Origin of the sequence: Frigoribacterium sp. CFBP 8754, from assembly GCF_014841815.1 — a bacterium.
GTDB classification, from domain to species: domain Bacteria; phylum Actinomycetota; class Actinomycetes; order Actinomycetales; family Microbacteriaceae; genus Frigoribacterium; species Frigoribacterium endophyticum.
Genome location: NZ_JACYUO010000004.1, coordinates 109,448 through 122,744, shown reverse-complemented (window position 1 = coordinate 122,744; position 13,297 = coordinate 109,448). Strand labels below are relative to the sequence as shown.

Genomic DNA, 13,297 nt, shown 5'->3' with positions numbered 1-13,297 from the left:
CGAGCCCATGACCCCTCGCGTGCCCGACCGCCGTGCCGAGCTCACCGACGCCGCCTCGCTGCGTGCTCTGGCGCACCCCACTCGGCTGCGCCTCCTCGGGCTCCTCCGCGAGCGCGGCCCGCAGACCGCCGCCCTCCTCGCAGACGTCGTCGACGAGGCCCCCGGCACCCTCAGCTACCACCTCGGCAAGCTCGCCGCGGTCGGCCTGATCGAGCAGGCCGACGGCCAGGGGCCCGACCGCCGTGAACGCTGGTGGCGGGCCACGAGCGACCTGACCGCGTGGGAGCCGGCCGACATGCTCGACGACCCCGAGCGGGCCTCCGCGTCCACCGCGTTCCAGCGCTCGATCGCGCAGGTGCTCGCCGCGCAGTACGGGCGCTACCTCGACGAGGCGCCGTCCCTCCCCCGCGAGTGGGTCGCCGCGGCCGCGCTCGGCGACCGCACCCTCCGGCTCACCGTCGACGAGCTCGCCGCCCTGCGCGACGAGCTCGAGGGGCTCACCGAGAGGTGGCTCGACGTCTCCGCCGCCCACGAGCCCGGCGACCCCGCGGTCGAGCACGTCACCTGGGCCCACCAGGCGTACCGGCGGCCCACGGCGCCGTGAGGGAGCCGAGGGTCCCGGCCGGCGCCTCGGAGCCCGCAGCGGCCGACGGAGGCACCGGGGAGGCGGCGCACACCGCGCCCCACGCCCGCCCCCGCACGGCCCTGACCGCCCTCCTGGCCGCCCACGCGGTCAGCCAGACGGGCAACGTGGTCACCTCGTTCGCCGTCCCCTTCTACGTGCTCGGCACCGGCGGCAGCGGGGTCGAGGTCGGCGTGGCCGCCCTCGCCGCGACCCTCCCCGTCGTCGTCGGCGGGCCGCTGGGCGGCGTCGTCGCCGACCGCGTCGGTCACCGTCGGAGCGCCGTGGTCGCCGACGTCGTCAGCGGCGTCACGGTGCTGGCGGTGCCCGTCCTCGCCGTGACGGTCGGCCTGCCGTTCTGGGCACTGCTCGCCCTCGTCTTCGTCAGCGGCCTGTTCGACGCCCCGGGGCAGACCGCTCGCCGCGTCATGCTGCCGTCCCTCTCGACGGCGGCCGGGGTGCGCCTCGAACGGAGCGTGGGGTTCCTCGACGGCTCGGAGCGGCTGGCGAAGCTCGTCGGCGCCACGCTCGCGGGCCTGCTCGTCGCCCTGCTCGGGCCCCTCGGCACGCTCGTCGTCGACGCGGCGTCGTTCGCGGTCTCGGCGCTGCTGACGCTGCTGCTGGTGCCGCGAGCGACGGCGGGGTCACGGGCCGGCTCGTCGACGGCGGGTGCGGCAGGGCAGACGGACGCGGACCGCGCCTCCTTCTGGACCGACCTGGCGGAGGGGGCCCGGTTCGTCGCCCGCGACCGGCTGATGCGCCTCGTGGTCGCCCTGGTGCTGGTGACGAACCTGCTCGACGCCGCCCGCAGCTCGACGCTGCTGCCGATCTACGCCGACGACCGGCTGGGCGGCGCCGCCGCGCTCGGGCTGATCGTCGCGGTGATGGGCGGCTGCGCCCTCGTGGGCAGCGTGGGCTTCGGCCTGGTGGCCCACCGCGTGCCTCGTCGCGTCACGTTCGCGGTCTGCTTCGCCCTCGCGGGCGGCCCCTCGTCGGCCGCGTTCGCGCTCGACCTGCCGCTGGCGTGGCTCGTCGCGGCCACGGCGGTCTCCGGGCTGGCGGCGGGGGCGATCAACCCCATCCTGGGCGCGGTGGAGCTGGAGCGCGTGCCCGAGCACCTGAGGGCCCGGGTCTTCGGGCTGATCACGGCCGGGGCGTGGGCGGGGGTGCCGATCGGGGCACTGCTCGGGGGCGTCGCCGCCGACACGGTCGGCCTCGCCGTGGCGTTCGGCGTCGTCGCCGCCGTCTACGTCGTCGTGACGCTCTCTCCCCTGGCGGGAGGCGCGTGGCGGGAGATGGAGCGCGCCCCGGCAGCCTGTGAGTCCGCCCGCACTCCGGGCTCTGGGAGGTCGGTGTGAGGCTGCTTCCAGGGGCGGTGTTGTTCCATGGTCCCGTGACCGCATCGACCACCGCCCGAGCCAGCACGGCCGTCCGCCGTCGCGTGGCCCACCGGTGGATGCTGACCTCGGGCCTCTCGGCCGCGGGCCTCGTCGGCGTGTACGTCGTCGCTGTCCTGACGCCGACCGGCCAGGCGATGGAGGACAGCATCCTCCGCTCGGTCGACGGCGACACGCTGCTGCAGTCCGGCTCGGCCCTCGACGCCATCTCGCCCTCGGCCCTGATGCTGGTCGTCGGCGTGACGATGCTCGTCGCGTTCGCGCGCCGTCGCCCCGGGGCCGCGCTCCAGGCCGGCGCCCTCGTCATCGGCGCCACGGTGACCACGCAGGTGCTCAAGATCGTCGTGCCGCGCCCCGAGCTCACGGGCGACGTGTACGCCAACAGCTTCCCGAGCGGCCACACCACGGTCGCCGTGGCCGCCATGTTCGCCGTGCTCACCGCCTTCGGCCGTCGCTCGCGGCCCGTCGTGTACGTCGTGGCGACCGCCTTCGCGGCGATCGTCGCCGAGCAGACCGTCGCCTACGGCTGGCACCGCTGCAGCGACGTGGTCGGCGCCTGCGCGGTGGCGCTGCTCTGGCTGGGCGTGGTCCGCGGGGTCGCCGCCCGCTACACGGGCGACCGTCGGGGCCGCGACGAGTCCGTCGGCACCAAGGCGCACGGAGTCACGTCGGGCGTCCTGGGCCTCGCCCTCGTCGTCTGCCTGGCCGCGTCGGGAGCGACCTGGGGCATCGGCATCGGCAGCGACATGAGCGTCACCACGTCGACCGGCGACGGGGTGCTGATGGGCGCCCGCCTCGCCGCGGCCGGGGTGGTGCTGGTCACGGGCTGGCTGGCCTGGAAGCTCGACCGCCGGCTCTGAGCCGCGCCCCCGCACGACGCGCAGACCCCGCTGCGGCGCGTGCCGAGCGGGGCCTGGAGGTGCGACGAGCGGAGGTCAGCGGCGAGCGCCGCGACGACCGGAGACCGACACCCAGATCACGAGCACGACGATGGCGCCGATGATCGAGCCGATGATGCCGGCGGGCTGGAAGAAGCCGTCGGTCGGGTCGTGCTGGAAGAGCAGGAAGCCGAGCAGCCCGCCGACGAACGAGCCGACGACGCCGAGCACGATCGTGGCGACGATCGAGAGGTTCTGCTTCCCGGGGACGACGGCGCGGGCGATGAAGCCGGCGACCAGGCCGATGACGAGCAGGCTGACGATGAGACCGAGCATGGTGTTCTCCTTCTAGGGGGCGGCGACCGGCACCGTCGGTGCCGTGCTGTCGCCGTGTCACAGCAGACCACCCCTGAAGGTGTGGCGGCACACCCCTCGGGGTGGGATGGTGAGCCCATGACCACCGCGGAGCTGCCCGTCCAGACCAGCTACATCACCGTCGCCCTCGTCGACGACTACGACGTCGTGCTGACCGGCCTCGCCCACATGTTCGACCAGTACCGCGACCGCGTGACGGTCGCCGAGATCGACGCGACCACCTCGCTCTCCGACAGCGTCGACATCGTGCTCTACGACTCGTTCGCGCAGCCCGAGTCCGACCACCACGAGCTCGCGGCCCTCGTCGCGAACCCCTCCGCGCGTCGCGTCGTCGTCTACACCTGGAACTTCCACCCCGAGCTGGTGGAGTCGGCCCTCGCGCAGGGCGTGCACGGCTACCTCTCGAAGACCCTCGGGGCCCGCGAGCTCGTCGAGGCGCTCGAGGCGGTGCACCGCGGCGAGCTCGTCGTCAGCGACGTCCGGCACCGGGCCCCCAGCGCGCCGGGCCTCGACTGGCCGGGCAAGAAGGAGGGCATCACCGACCGTGAGAGCGAGATCCTCGCCCTCATCACCCAGGGCAAGAGCAACGCCGAGGTCGCCGCGCTCACGTACCTCAGCCCCAACACGGTCAAGTCGTACATCCGCTCGGTGTACCGCCGCATCGGCGCGACGAGCCGCACCCAGGCGGTGCTCTGGGGCGTGCAGAACGGGTTCACGCCCGACCACCACCGCATCGACCACTGGCTCGGCGGGCCCTGAGGCCGGCGGCGCGGCACGGGAGGTGCGGCGCGGGGGGCACGAGCGCGGAGCACAGCGCAGGAGGCGCGGGCCGGGCTGGTGCCCGACCCGCGCCTCCCTGAGGTGGTGCTGTCCGCTACTCGGCGGCGCGCCCCCGACGGCGGGCGACGAGCGCCCCGCCGAGCGTGAGCAGCGCGAGCGCCGCCGTGAGCGCGACGCCGAGCGCCGGGCCCGAGCCGGTCATCGCGAGGCGGCGGGCCTCGGCGCGGGCGGCGGTGTCGGTCGCGCCCGCTCCGGCTCCGGTCCCGGCACCCGCTCCGGTGCCGGCACCCGCTCCGGCCCCGGGGGCCGTGCCGCCGGGCGTGCCGGGCGTGCCGGGCGTCCCGGCGCCGGGGTCCGTGCCGCCCACGGGCGGGTCGACCGGTGCGGCGAGCACCGTGACGCCGTCGCTCGTGACGGGCTCCGAGTCGGCGAAGCCGGCCGCGCGGGCGGTGACCCGCACGCTCAGCACACGGCCCTCCGACCCGGCCGGCACGACGAAGGTCGCGCTCTCGACCGGTGCGGCGGCGCGGGTCGCGGGCTCGTCGCCGGGCGCCGCGGCCGGGGCCACGGGCTCGCCGTCGAGCAGCCACTCGGCCGTCAGCTCGGCCTCGCCCGGGTCGGCGACCGCGACGACGCGCAGCTCCGACCCGACGCGCGCCTCGCCGGTGACGACGACGGAGCCCAGCGCGACCTGGCGCGTCACGTCGACCGTGTAGGTCGTCGTGGTCGTGCCGTCGGGCGAGGTGACCGTCACCGTGGCGACGCCGTCGGTGGCCTCCGACGCCTGCTCGACGACCACGTCGGCCGTCGTGTCGGTGGCGATCGCGGAGACGAGCGGCCAGCGCTCGCCCTGCACCGTCGCCGCGTAGGCCGACGTGGCGGAGTCGAAGCCCTCGACCTCGACGCCGTCGAGGCGCAGGGTCGCGGCCGTGCTCACCGACGAGTCGGAGGCGACCGGCTCGAAGAGCTGCACCTCGCTCACGGTGAGGTGCGTGTTCGCGTAGGCGTCCATCACGACGCGGACGCCCGAGGTGGTCACCGTCGGGAACTCCGCCGTCACGACGGGGGCGCCGGCGGTCGGCACCGCGACGGGCTGCGGCGTCTCGTAGCCCGGCAGCGGCTGCCAGCTGCCGTCGGTCGCCCGCTGCTGCAGCTGGATCGTCTGGGCCCAGCTGGTGGCCGAGCCGTCCGGGTAGAACTGGACGGTCACCCGCGAGACGTCGCGGGGAGCGTCGAACGAGTACTGCAGCCAGCTCTGCGCGGGCTTGCCCGACGACACCCAGTTCGACCAGCCCTTGTCGCCCGACACCCCGTTGCGGGTGCGGTCGGCGGGGTAGCCCGACTCGGTCGACGAGGCCGAGGCCGCGACTCCCTGGTCGGGGGCGAAGTTGCGCAGGGTCGCCGTGGTGACGATCAGCGAGACCTCGGCGGGCAGGTCGCCGCCGTCGACCGTCGCCGTGCCGACCAGCGTGACGACGCCGGGCCGGGCGAGGTCGTCGGCAGTGAGGCTCGACGAGCTCCAGGTGACGGGCACGTCGAAGGTCTGCTCCGAGGCGCCGACCCGGGCGGGCACGGTCTCGGGCAGGGCCGCGACGACCCCCTCGACCGCGCTGCCCACCGCGACGGTGAGCGACACGGGGTCGGTGACGGTCAGGCCGCCGACGTCGACGAGCGCCGTGACCGCGAACTCGCGGCCGAACACGTCGGTGGCGGTGCCGCCGACCTCGACGCGGCCGGGCGTCTGCCAGGCCGCGGCGTCGACCGCGCCCCAGACGACGCTCGCCGCGGCGCCGGAGCCCCACGAGTAGCCGGCCACGACCGTGGCGGGGAGCGCCGGAGGCACGCCCACGTCGGTCCGGAGCGCGACGGTCTGCCCGACGGCCGGCTCCAGGTCACGCACGACCCAGCGCTGGTTCGCGCCGCCGTTCGAGCCGTAGACGCCGACGCCCGCGCCCTCTGCGGAGGACTGTCCGTTCACGTCCAGCGACTGCGCGACTCCCTCGCCGACCAGCGAGAAGGTCGATCCGTCGGTCGTGGTGACCCACCAGCGCGAGGCGGGGTCGCCGGCCGCGGTGGCCGCGTCGACGCTCCTCAGCTCGGTGCCGCGGGAGGTCGCCGCGAGGTAGCGGCCGTCGGCGGCCCGGAGGGTGACCCGGCGCTCGTCGCCGGACTCGGTGGGCACGGTGCGGGCCGTCCAGGACTGCCGCCCCGCCGCCTCCGTCGTGGTCGCCGACGAGGTGAGGGTCGTGGCCGCACCGGTGCCGGTGCCCGTGCTGAGGGCCTTGCCGCTCTGCACGCCGACGAACTGGTAGTCGTGGCCGTCGAGCACCGCGGGGGCGTCGGCGGCGACGCCGGAGACGCCGGCGACCTCGAAGGTGGTGACCGACTTCGCGGGCACCGTCAGGGTCGCGGTGCCGCGGGCGACGTCGACGGCCACCGGGGTGCCGGGGACGACGCCGGTCGACGTGACCTCGGCGTCCTCGGGCGCCTCGGTGGTCGTGTACGGCGTGACGGCCGCGCCGTCGGCGATCGCGCCGAAGCGCGACAGGTCGAGCGTGACGGTGCGGGGGGCGTCGGTCGTGTTGCGGTGCACGAGCGTGGCGCCGTCACCGTCGGGGCGCACGGCCGCGGTGGTGTCGACGTCGTCGACGGCGACCAGGCGGTCGCCCTCCTGGATGAACTTCGTGAAGTTGCGGAGCGCGGAGAACTTGGAGTTCACCTTCACCGAGCAGGGCTCGACGGCGGTGGAGTCGCCCCCCGCGTCGGCGACGCGGCGCTCGCTCTTCCAGACCTCGACGCCGCCCTCGGTGACGGGCACGCAGTCGAGGTCGATGAACATCGAGCCCCAGTTGAGGTCCTCGCCCTGCGGCTCCATGTTGTAGAGGTCCTCGACGGGCTGCCAGAGCACCCAGGCGTCGGGCTCGAGCTCGCGGAGGTCGTCCGCCACGCGGCCGGCCATGCCGAGGCCGTTCTCGATGTTCGAGGGGTCCCAGCCGTTCACCCAGCTGCCCTCGATCTCGCTCATCCAGAGCGGCGAGTCCGCCTGCTTCGCGAGGTCGCGGACGGTGAGGCGGCCGCTGGTGCCGTAGGTGTGGACGTTCATGCGCCCGACCGCGTCCCGTGCCTCCTGGGGGTAGGCCGCCCAGTTGGTCGCGAAGATGCCGGGGTTGGTCTCGTCCATCGCCGCGATCATCGCGTCGGTGGTCGTGCCGGGCTCGGCGAGCTCGGCCTGCAGGTCGGCGATCATGCGCACCTGCTGGTCGGGCGAGACGTGCATGCCCTCCTGGCGACCGGTCGGCTGTCCGTTCCGGATCGTCGTGCCCCAGTAGTTCGTGTTCGGCTCGTTGAACGGGTCGATCGACTCGACCTCGATGCCCGAGGCCTGCTCGAGCTGCTCGGTGACCCGCGTGAGGTACGTGATGAAGTCGGCCTCGGAGGCCGTCTTCAGCTGCTGCGCCGTCGAGTCGAACCCGCCCGACACGTAGCCGCTCTCGGTCATGAAGTACGGCGCGGAGTTCGCGAACGTCTCCCAGTGCGTGATCTGGTCGTCGGCCGCGAGGCGGTCCACCCACCAGCGCTGCGTGGCGTCGGCGTCGAGGTCGTACTGCGACAGGTCGTCGGGGTCGAAGGCCTGGCGCACGGCCTCGCGGTCCGCGTACGCGGTGGAGGCGCCCCCGTAGGTGCCCTCGCCGCCGTCGGCGTCGGGCGCCCACCAGCCGTCGACCGCTCCGCCCGCGCGGAGGTAGTCGACGACGTCGGTCGCGTTGCCGCCGCCGATGTTGTACCGGGCGATGTTGAGGTCGAGCCCCTCCTCGCCGAAGACGGCCTGGTAGAGGTCCTCGCGGAGCTCCTCCGGGTAGCCGCCCGTGGCGTTGGCGAACCAGACGAGGCTGGTGCCCCAGCCCTGGAACGGGTCGCCCGCGTACCAGGGGTTCGGCGTGATGGTCACCCCCTCGGCGGTCGCCGCGGCCGCTGCGGTGTCGGCGGGCGGGAGCCCGGTGACCAGCCCCACGGCCGCGAGCGCCGTGACGCTCGCCCCCGCGAGTGCTCGTCGTACTACAGATCGTGATCGTCGCATCGTCATCGATGCAGCCCCTCTGTCGTGCTGACGGTCGCCCCTGACGGCGACCGGGCGGTCGTCGTCGACCCCCGAACGGGAGCGTACGGTGTTTGCGCAAACATCGGAAGGGGCGGCGTCCGATCTGCGCAGGCTGCACCGCCGATCGGCCAGGCCCGGGCCCCGTCACGCACCGAGGCGCCGCTCCGGTCAGCCCTTCGCGGCGCAGGTGACCTGGTCGGCGCTCTGGCCCGAGACGGAGGAGGGCAGCTCGGCGGCCGGCAGCGGCGCGGGCGCCGCCGTGGCCGGGGCCGTGGCCGTGGGGTAGGCCGGGTCGGTCGACCCGACGGGGGCGCCCGGCTGCTCCGCGGCGGGCGGTGCGGGCACCGCGGGCGCCGCGGGGTCGAGCACGGCCGACCGCCCGAGGCTGTCCTCCGCGAGCTCGATCGGCTGGCCGGCCTGGAGGGCGGCCTTGAGCACCGCCGCGGGCTCGGTGGCCTCGACGACCCGGTTCGGGTCGCTGGGGTCGTCGACGACCGGGTAGGTGACGAAGACCATCTGGTCGAGGCCGACGGTGTCGATCGCCAGGGCCATCCGCGCCAGGGTGGCGGGGTCGGCGAGGGTGTCGCTTAGGGTCATCGAGTCGAACGCGACGGTCGCGAGGCGGAGCACCGCGGCGGGGTCGGTCAGCGTGCCCGCCGACACCGTCTGCCGGGCGAGCGCCGAGAGGAAGGTCTGCTGGTTGCTGACGCGGGCGAGGTCGCTCTCGTCGCCCACGCCGTGTCGCGAGCGCAGGAAGGAGCCCGCCTCGCTGCCCGTCAGCACCCGCGTGCCGGCCGGGAGGTCGAGCGCCGGGTCGACGTCGTCGTCGCGCAGCGGGGTCGCCAGGCACACCTCGACCCCGCCGACGGCGTCGGCCATGGCGACGACGCCGTCGAACTCGACCGAGCCGGCGTAGTCGACCTGCAGCCCGGTCAGCTGCCCGATCGTGGCGGCCACGCAGGCGAGGCCGTGCTCGCGTCCGCCGCGCTCGAGCGCCGTGTTGAGCATCGCCCGCGAGCTCGCCGGGGTGACGCCGCCCTCGTCGTTCGTGCAGGCCGGGATCGGCAGCAGCAGGTCGCGCGGGAAGCTGACGACGGCCATCGCCGTGTGGTCGGCGTTGATGCGCACGAGCACGGTCGAGTCGTTCTTGCCCACGCCCACGCTCGCCGCCTGGTTCGCGGCGTCCTCGTAGGCGACCCCCTGCCCCTCACGGGTGTCCGACCCGACGAGCAGCAGCGTCACCTCGCCCGACTGCGCGGTGAGGGCGGGCGGCGGCGACGAGGTCGCTCCGGGAGCGGCGAGGCTGACGGGCGGAGGCGCCCCGTCGAGCACCTGCCAGGTGGCGACGGCCGCGAGGGACGTCGCACCCGCCACGGCGACCGCCGCGACCAGGCCCACGCCCGCGGCGAGCCCGCGCCACGGGCCGTGACGACGCAGCCGTCCGTGCCGGGCGACGCCGCGGCCGCGAGCGGCACCGCGCGCGGCCGGGTCGCGGTCGTCGCCGTCGGGGTCGACGGGGTCGACGGCGTGATTGGGGTCGTCGTGCTCGACGGCGTGGTCGGGGTCGACGGGGTCGACGGGGTCGTCGTGCTCGACGGCGTGGTCGGGGTCGTCGTGCTCGACGTGCTCGTCGTGGTCGGTCCCTGCCATGTGCTCCCCCGCGCCGGCTCGTGGTCGGGCGAGCATAGCCGGGCCGCCGGCGCGGCTGCCGAGGGCGGGCTCGGCGCCGGCCGAGCGGCAGGCACCCCGTCCTCGCCGGCGAACCCCGCCGCGGCAGGGTTCGCGAGCGAGGACGGGGTGCCTCCCGGGCCCGGCTCCGACGGAGACGGCGCGGCGCGGCGCGGCCCCGCTCAGAGCCCCCCGGTGCCGAGCAGCAGCCCGAGGAGGTACGTCGCCCCGGCCGCGCCGTAGCCGATCGCGAGCTGACGCAGCGCGCGCCGGAGCGGGCTCGCCCCGGAGAGCAGCCCCACCACGGCGCCCGTGCCGAGCAGCGCGAGCCCGACGAGCACGGCGGCGACGACGACGGCGACCAGCCCCTGCAGCCCGAACAGGTACGGCAGCACGGCGATCACCGCCCCCGACGCGAAGAAGCAGAAGCTCGAGCCGGCCGCGCCGAGGGCGGTGCCGAGGGTCTCGTGCTCGACCGGGTCCGGGGCTGCGGCTGCCTCGGGGGCGAGGGAGGCGCCTCCTGCGCCCCCGGAACCGCCCGCCTCGGCCGCGTCGCCGGGGAGGGCGTCGGCCGTGTCGGCCCCGTCGCCCGTCGGCGGGGCCCCGCGGGTCGTCGCGACGGCCTCGCCCGGCAGCCGGAACGGCGACGTCACGGGCGTGACCGCGCGCAGCACGTCGCGCGCCCGCTCCTCCGCGTCGGCCGGCGACATGCCCCGCGCCCGGTAGACCAGCGCGAGCTCGTTCGCGTCGACGTCGAGGTCGGGCAGCACGCTCCGCGCCGCCGCGTCGGGGGTCGAGGCGTCGAGCAGCTCGCGCTGCGACCGCACCGAGACGTACTCGCCGGCCCCCATCGACAGGGCCCCGGCGAGCAGGCCCGCGAGGCCGGTGGCGAGCACGACCCGGTTCGGCACCCCCGAGGCGCTGATGCCGAGCACGAGCGCGAGGTTGCTCACGAGCCCGTCGTTCGCCCCGAAGACCGCGGCCCGGAACGACCCCGAGAGGCGGTTGCGCCCGCGCTCCGCGAGCCCCCGCACGACCTCGCCGTGGATGCGCTCGTCGGCCGCCATCGCGTCGGTCGCGTCGGCGTCGGTCGCGTACGGCGACCGTGCCTCGGCGCTCTGCACGAGGGCCAGCACGAAGATCGAGCCGAAGCGGCGGGCCAGCAGGCCGAGCACCCGGGTGCGGAGGTCGGTGCGCACCGGCCGCCCGACGTCGTCGCCGAGCAGGTCGAGCCAGTGCTGCGCGTGCCGCGCCTCGGCGTCGGCGAGGGCGACGAGGATGGCGCGCTCCTCGCCGGTGCGGCGACGGGCGAGGTCGCGGTAGGTGGCCTCCTCGGCGCGCTCGTCGGCGAGGTAGCGGCGCCAGCGGCGGAGGTCGCTCGTGTCGGTCATGGCCTCATCGTGCCTCCTCCAGCCCGCCCGCGCGTGCCGACCCGTCACGGAGCGCTGCTCGGGCCGGCGGGAGGCGCGCCCCACGACCTCCGGACCGGCCGCGGGGCCGGGAGGCAGGCCCGAGCGCCGGGGGTGACCGGCCGACGACGCGACTAGCGTGACCGGGGTGACCCGCGCCTCCGCCGACTCCCCCGCCGGGCCCGCCGCGGCCGCCGGGCCCGCCCCGCGCTACCTCGGGGTCGACCTCGCCTGGCGCGACTCGACGCCGGGGCGACCCGCGAACGAGACCGGCCTCGCCGTCGTCGCCGCGGACGGCACCGTGCTCGACGCGGGCTGGGCGCGCGGCGTCGACGCCGTCGAGGAGTGGGTGCTGCGCTGGGCGACCCCCGGCTCGGTGGTCGCGATCGACGCGCCGGTGCTCGTGCCGAACGCGACCGGCATGCGCGCGAGCGAGCGCGAGGTCTCGCGGTCGTACGGCCGGTGGCACGTGGCGGCGAACGCGAGCAGCGCCTCCCTGCCCTGGCTCGGCGGTCGCGACCTCGGCGAGCGCCTCGAGAGCGCCGGCCTCGTGCTCGACGACGGCGTGCAGCCCGTGCCCGAGGGCCGCACCAGCTACTTCGAGTGCTACCCCTACACGACGCTCGTGGGGGCGGCCGAGCTCGGCTACGACGAGCGCCGGCCGCGCTACAAGCGGCCCGACACGACGCTCCCGCCGGAGGCGCGGCGCGAGGCCCGCGCAGCGGTCTGCGACGACCTGCTGCGTCGGCTGGGCACGCTCTCGGCCGCCGCCCCGGCGCTGCAGCTGCGCTCGCACCCGGTGTCGCGCCTCCTGCTCGACGAGCCGTCGCCGCTCGTCGACCGGGCCTACAAGCACCGCGAGGACCTGCTCGACGCCCTGCTGTGCGCGTGGACGGCGTCGCTGCGGGCCCAGGCCCCGGGTCGGCTGCAGGTGCTGGGGCACGCGACCGAGCCGGATGCGCGGGGGCGTCGCGCCACGATCCTCACGCCGTGCCGCGACGAGCAACGTCGGCAGCCGGCGCCGCAGCCGCTGCGGGGGCACCCGGTCGCCGCGGCGGCCGCGCCGGGCCCCGCGTCCGGGCCGCCGCCCGGCGTCACCGTGCGGCCCACGGTCGCGGACGACTGGCGGGAGGTGCGCGACCTCCGGCTCGAGATGCTCGCCGACACCCCGCGGGCGTTCGGCGAGACGCTGGCCGCCGCACAGCCCCTCGACGAGCAGGCCTGGCGGCTGCGGGCGGCACGGGGCACCTCGGCGACCGGGGTCTTCCTGGCCGCGGTCGACGAGGCCGACGGCCGCTGGCTCGGCACCATGGGCGGGTACCTGCCCGAGCCCGGGCACCCCGTGCTCGTCGGCGTCTACGTCACGCCGACGTCGCGGGGCGCCGCCGCCGGGGTGGCCGACGCGCTGCTCGACGGCGTCGTCGAGTGGGCGAGGGGGCACGGCGACGCGCTGTTCCTCCAGGTGCACGAGGCCAACGACCGGGCGATCGCGTTCTACCGTCGCCGCGGCTTCGCCCCGACCGGCGCGACCTCGCCCTACCCCCTCGACCCGACCGCCCTCGAGCGGGAGCTGCGCCTGCCGCTACAGTGAGCCCGACGACGCCCGGCGGGGGCGTCGCGTCAGCCGGACCGGGGGGCCACGATGGCCGAGAGCAGCTACGACTACTTCTTCAGCGGGCCGCACGACGCGGCCAGGCACCTGATCGACTCGACGGTCCAGGCGCAGGGCTTCGCCCTCGAGGCGATGCCGAACGGCACGACCAAGGCCGTCCGCGGCAACCTCGCCACGACGCTGCTGTTCGGCGGGCTGGCCGGCAAGGGGTTCCACGTCACGCTCTGGCTCGCCTACTTCGTCGACGACCAGGGCCGGCTCGTCGCCCGCATCTCGCGCGACCTCGGGACGGCCGCCGTCAAGGGCGGCGCGATCGGCGCCTCCAAGGCGCACTCGGCCTTCGTCGACGTCGCCACCGCGCTCGGCCACGCCGCCGCGGCGAGCGCCGGCCACGTCGAGGGCGGCGCGCCGCAGCGCTGACGGACGGCGCGTCGTCGGCCCCGCGCCGGGCCGGACG

At 76.0% G+C, this 13,297-nt stretch carries 10 protein-coding genes; 6 read left to right on the top strand and 4 right to left on the bottom strand.

The features are described 5' to 3' along the window. Positions 1-7 precede the first annotated feature (7 nt). Genes IFT72_RS12425 through IFT72_RS12415 form a run of 3 tightly spaced genes read left to right on the top strand, consistent with a single transcriptional unit; the run spans position 8 to position 2,879 of the window. Positions 8-604 (top strand): helix-turn-helix domain-containing protein, encoded by a 597-nt coding sequence (locus IFT72_RS12425; protein ID WP_056052140.1) that lies wholly within the window; start codon positions 8-10, stop codon positions 602-604. After that, positions 601-1,980, top strand: coding sequence for an MFS transporter (locus IFT72_RS12420; protein ID WP_192046630.1), 1,380 nt, complete (start codon positions 601-603; stop codon positions 1,978-1,980). Before IFT72_RS12425 ends, IFT72_RS12420 begins: the two co-directional genes overlap by 4 nt. Before the next feature lie 35 nt (positions 1,981-2,015). Further along, positions 2,016-2,879 carry a phosphatase PAP2 family protein gene (locus tag IFT72_RS12415; RefSeq protein ID WP_056052137.1) on the top strand — a complete coding sequence of 288 codons (864 nt, stop codon included), beginning with the start codon at positions 2,016-2,018 and terminating at the stop codon, positions 2,877-2,879. A 75-nt stretch (positions 2,880-2,954) separates the two neighbouring features. Here the strand turns inward: IFT72_RS12415 and IFT72_RS12410 are convergent, their stop codons facing one another. Continuing rightward, positions 2,955-3,233: a GlsB/YeaQ/YmgE family stress response membrane protein gene (locus tag IFT72_RS12410; RefSeq protein WP_056052134.1), complete on the bottom strand. Its 279-nt coding sequence runs from the start codon at positions 3,231-3,233 to the stop codon at positions 2,955-2,957. A gap of 117 nt (positions 3,234-3,350) precedes the next feature. Here IFT72_RS12410 and IFT72_RS12405 point away from each other — a divergent pair, with 117 nt between their 5' ends. Then, positions 3,351-4,031 carry a response regulator transcription factor gene (locus IFT72_RS12405; protein WP_185231272.1) on the top strand — a complete coding sequence of 227 codons (681 nt, stop codon included), beginning with the start codon at positions 3,351-3,353 and terminating at the stop codon, positions 4,029-4,031. 115 nt (positions 4,032-4,146) lie between these two features. On the opposite strand, the gene IFT72_RS12400 is transcribed toward IFT72_RS12405, so the two are convergent. The 3 genes from IFT72_RS12400 to IFT72_RS12390 all read right to left on the bottom strand — a co-directional run bounded on the left by IFT72_RS12400 (position 4,147) and on the right by IFT72_RS12390 (position 11,210). After that, entirely contained in the window at positions 4,147-8,136 is a 3,990-nt protein-coding gene (locus IFT72_RS12400; protein WP_192046629.1) for an Ig-like domain-containing protein, read from the bottom strand. A gap of 183 nt (positions 8,137-8,319) precedes the next feature. Further along, entirely contained in the window at positions 8,320-9,801 is a 1,482-nt protein-coding gene (locus IFT72_RS12395; protein ID WP_192046628.1) for an LCP family protein, read from the bottom strand. A gap of 200 nt (positions 9,802-10,001) precedes the next feature. Beyond that, on the bottom strand, positions 10,002-11,210 hold the full coding sequence (locus IFT72_RS12390) for a VIT1/CCC1 family protein (RefSeq protein ID WP_192046627.1): 1,209 nt from the start codon (positions 11,208-11,210) through the stop codon (positions 10,002-10,004). Between the two features lie 166 nt (positions 11,211-11,376). Between IFT72_RS12390 and IFT72_RS16710 the strand changes: the two genes are divergently transcribed. Next, positions 11,377-12,819, top strand: a complete 1,443-nt coding sequence (locus IFT72_RS16710) for a GNAT family N-acetyltransferase (RefSeq protein WP_192046626.1) — start codon at positions 11,377-11,379, stop codon at positions 12,817-12,819. A 51-nt stretch (positions 12,820-12,870) separates the two neighbouring features. Further along, positions 12,871-13,260 (top strand): hypothetical protein, encoded by a 390-nt coding sequence (locus IFT72_RS12380; protein ID WP_192046625.1) that lies wholly within the window; start codon positions 12,871-12,873, stop codon positions 13,258-13,260. The last annotated feature ends 37 nt before the right edge of the window (positions 13,261-13,297 follow it).

Excerpts from the sequence above, each read along its gene's own strand:
- IFT72_RS12425 (WP_056052140.1), top strand. The coding sequence starts at position 8 with ATGACCCCTCGCGTGCCCGACCGCCGTGCCGAGCTCACCGACGCCGCC.
- IFT72_RS12410 (WP_056052134.1), bottom strand. The coding sequence starts at position 3,233 with ATGCTCGGTCTCATCGTCAGCCTGCTCGTCATCGGCCTGGTCGCCGGC.
- IFT72_RS12405 (WP_185231272.1), top strand. The coding sequence starts at position 3,351 with ATGACCACCGCGGAGCTGCCCGTCCAGACCAGCTACATCACCGTCGCC.
- IFT72_RS12400 (WP_192046629.1), bottom strand. The coding sequence starts at position 8,136 with ATGACGATGCGACGATCACGATCTGTAGTACGACGAGCACTCGCGGGG.
- IFT72_RS12395 (WP_192046628.1), bottom strand. The coding sequence starts at position 9,801 with ATGGCAGGGACCGACCACGACGAGCACGTCGAGCACGACGACCCCGAC.
- IFT72_RS12390 (WP_192046627.1), bottom strand. The coding sequence starts at position 11,210 with ATGACCGACACGAGCGACCTCCGCCGCTGGCGCCGCTACCTCGCCGAC.
- IFT72_RS12380 (WP_192046625.1), top strand. The coding sequence starts at position 12,871 with ATGGCCGAGAGCAGCTACGACTACTTCTTCAGCGGGCCGCACGACGCG.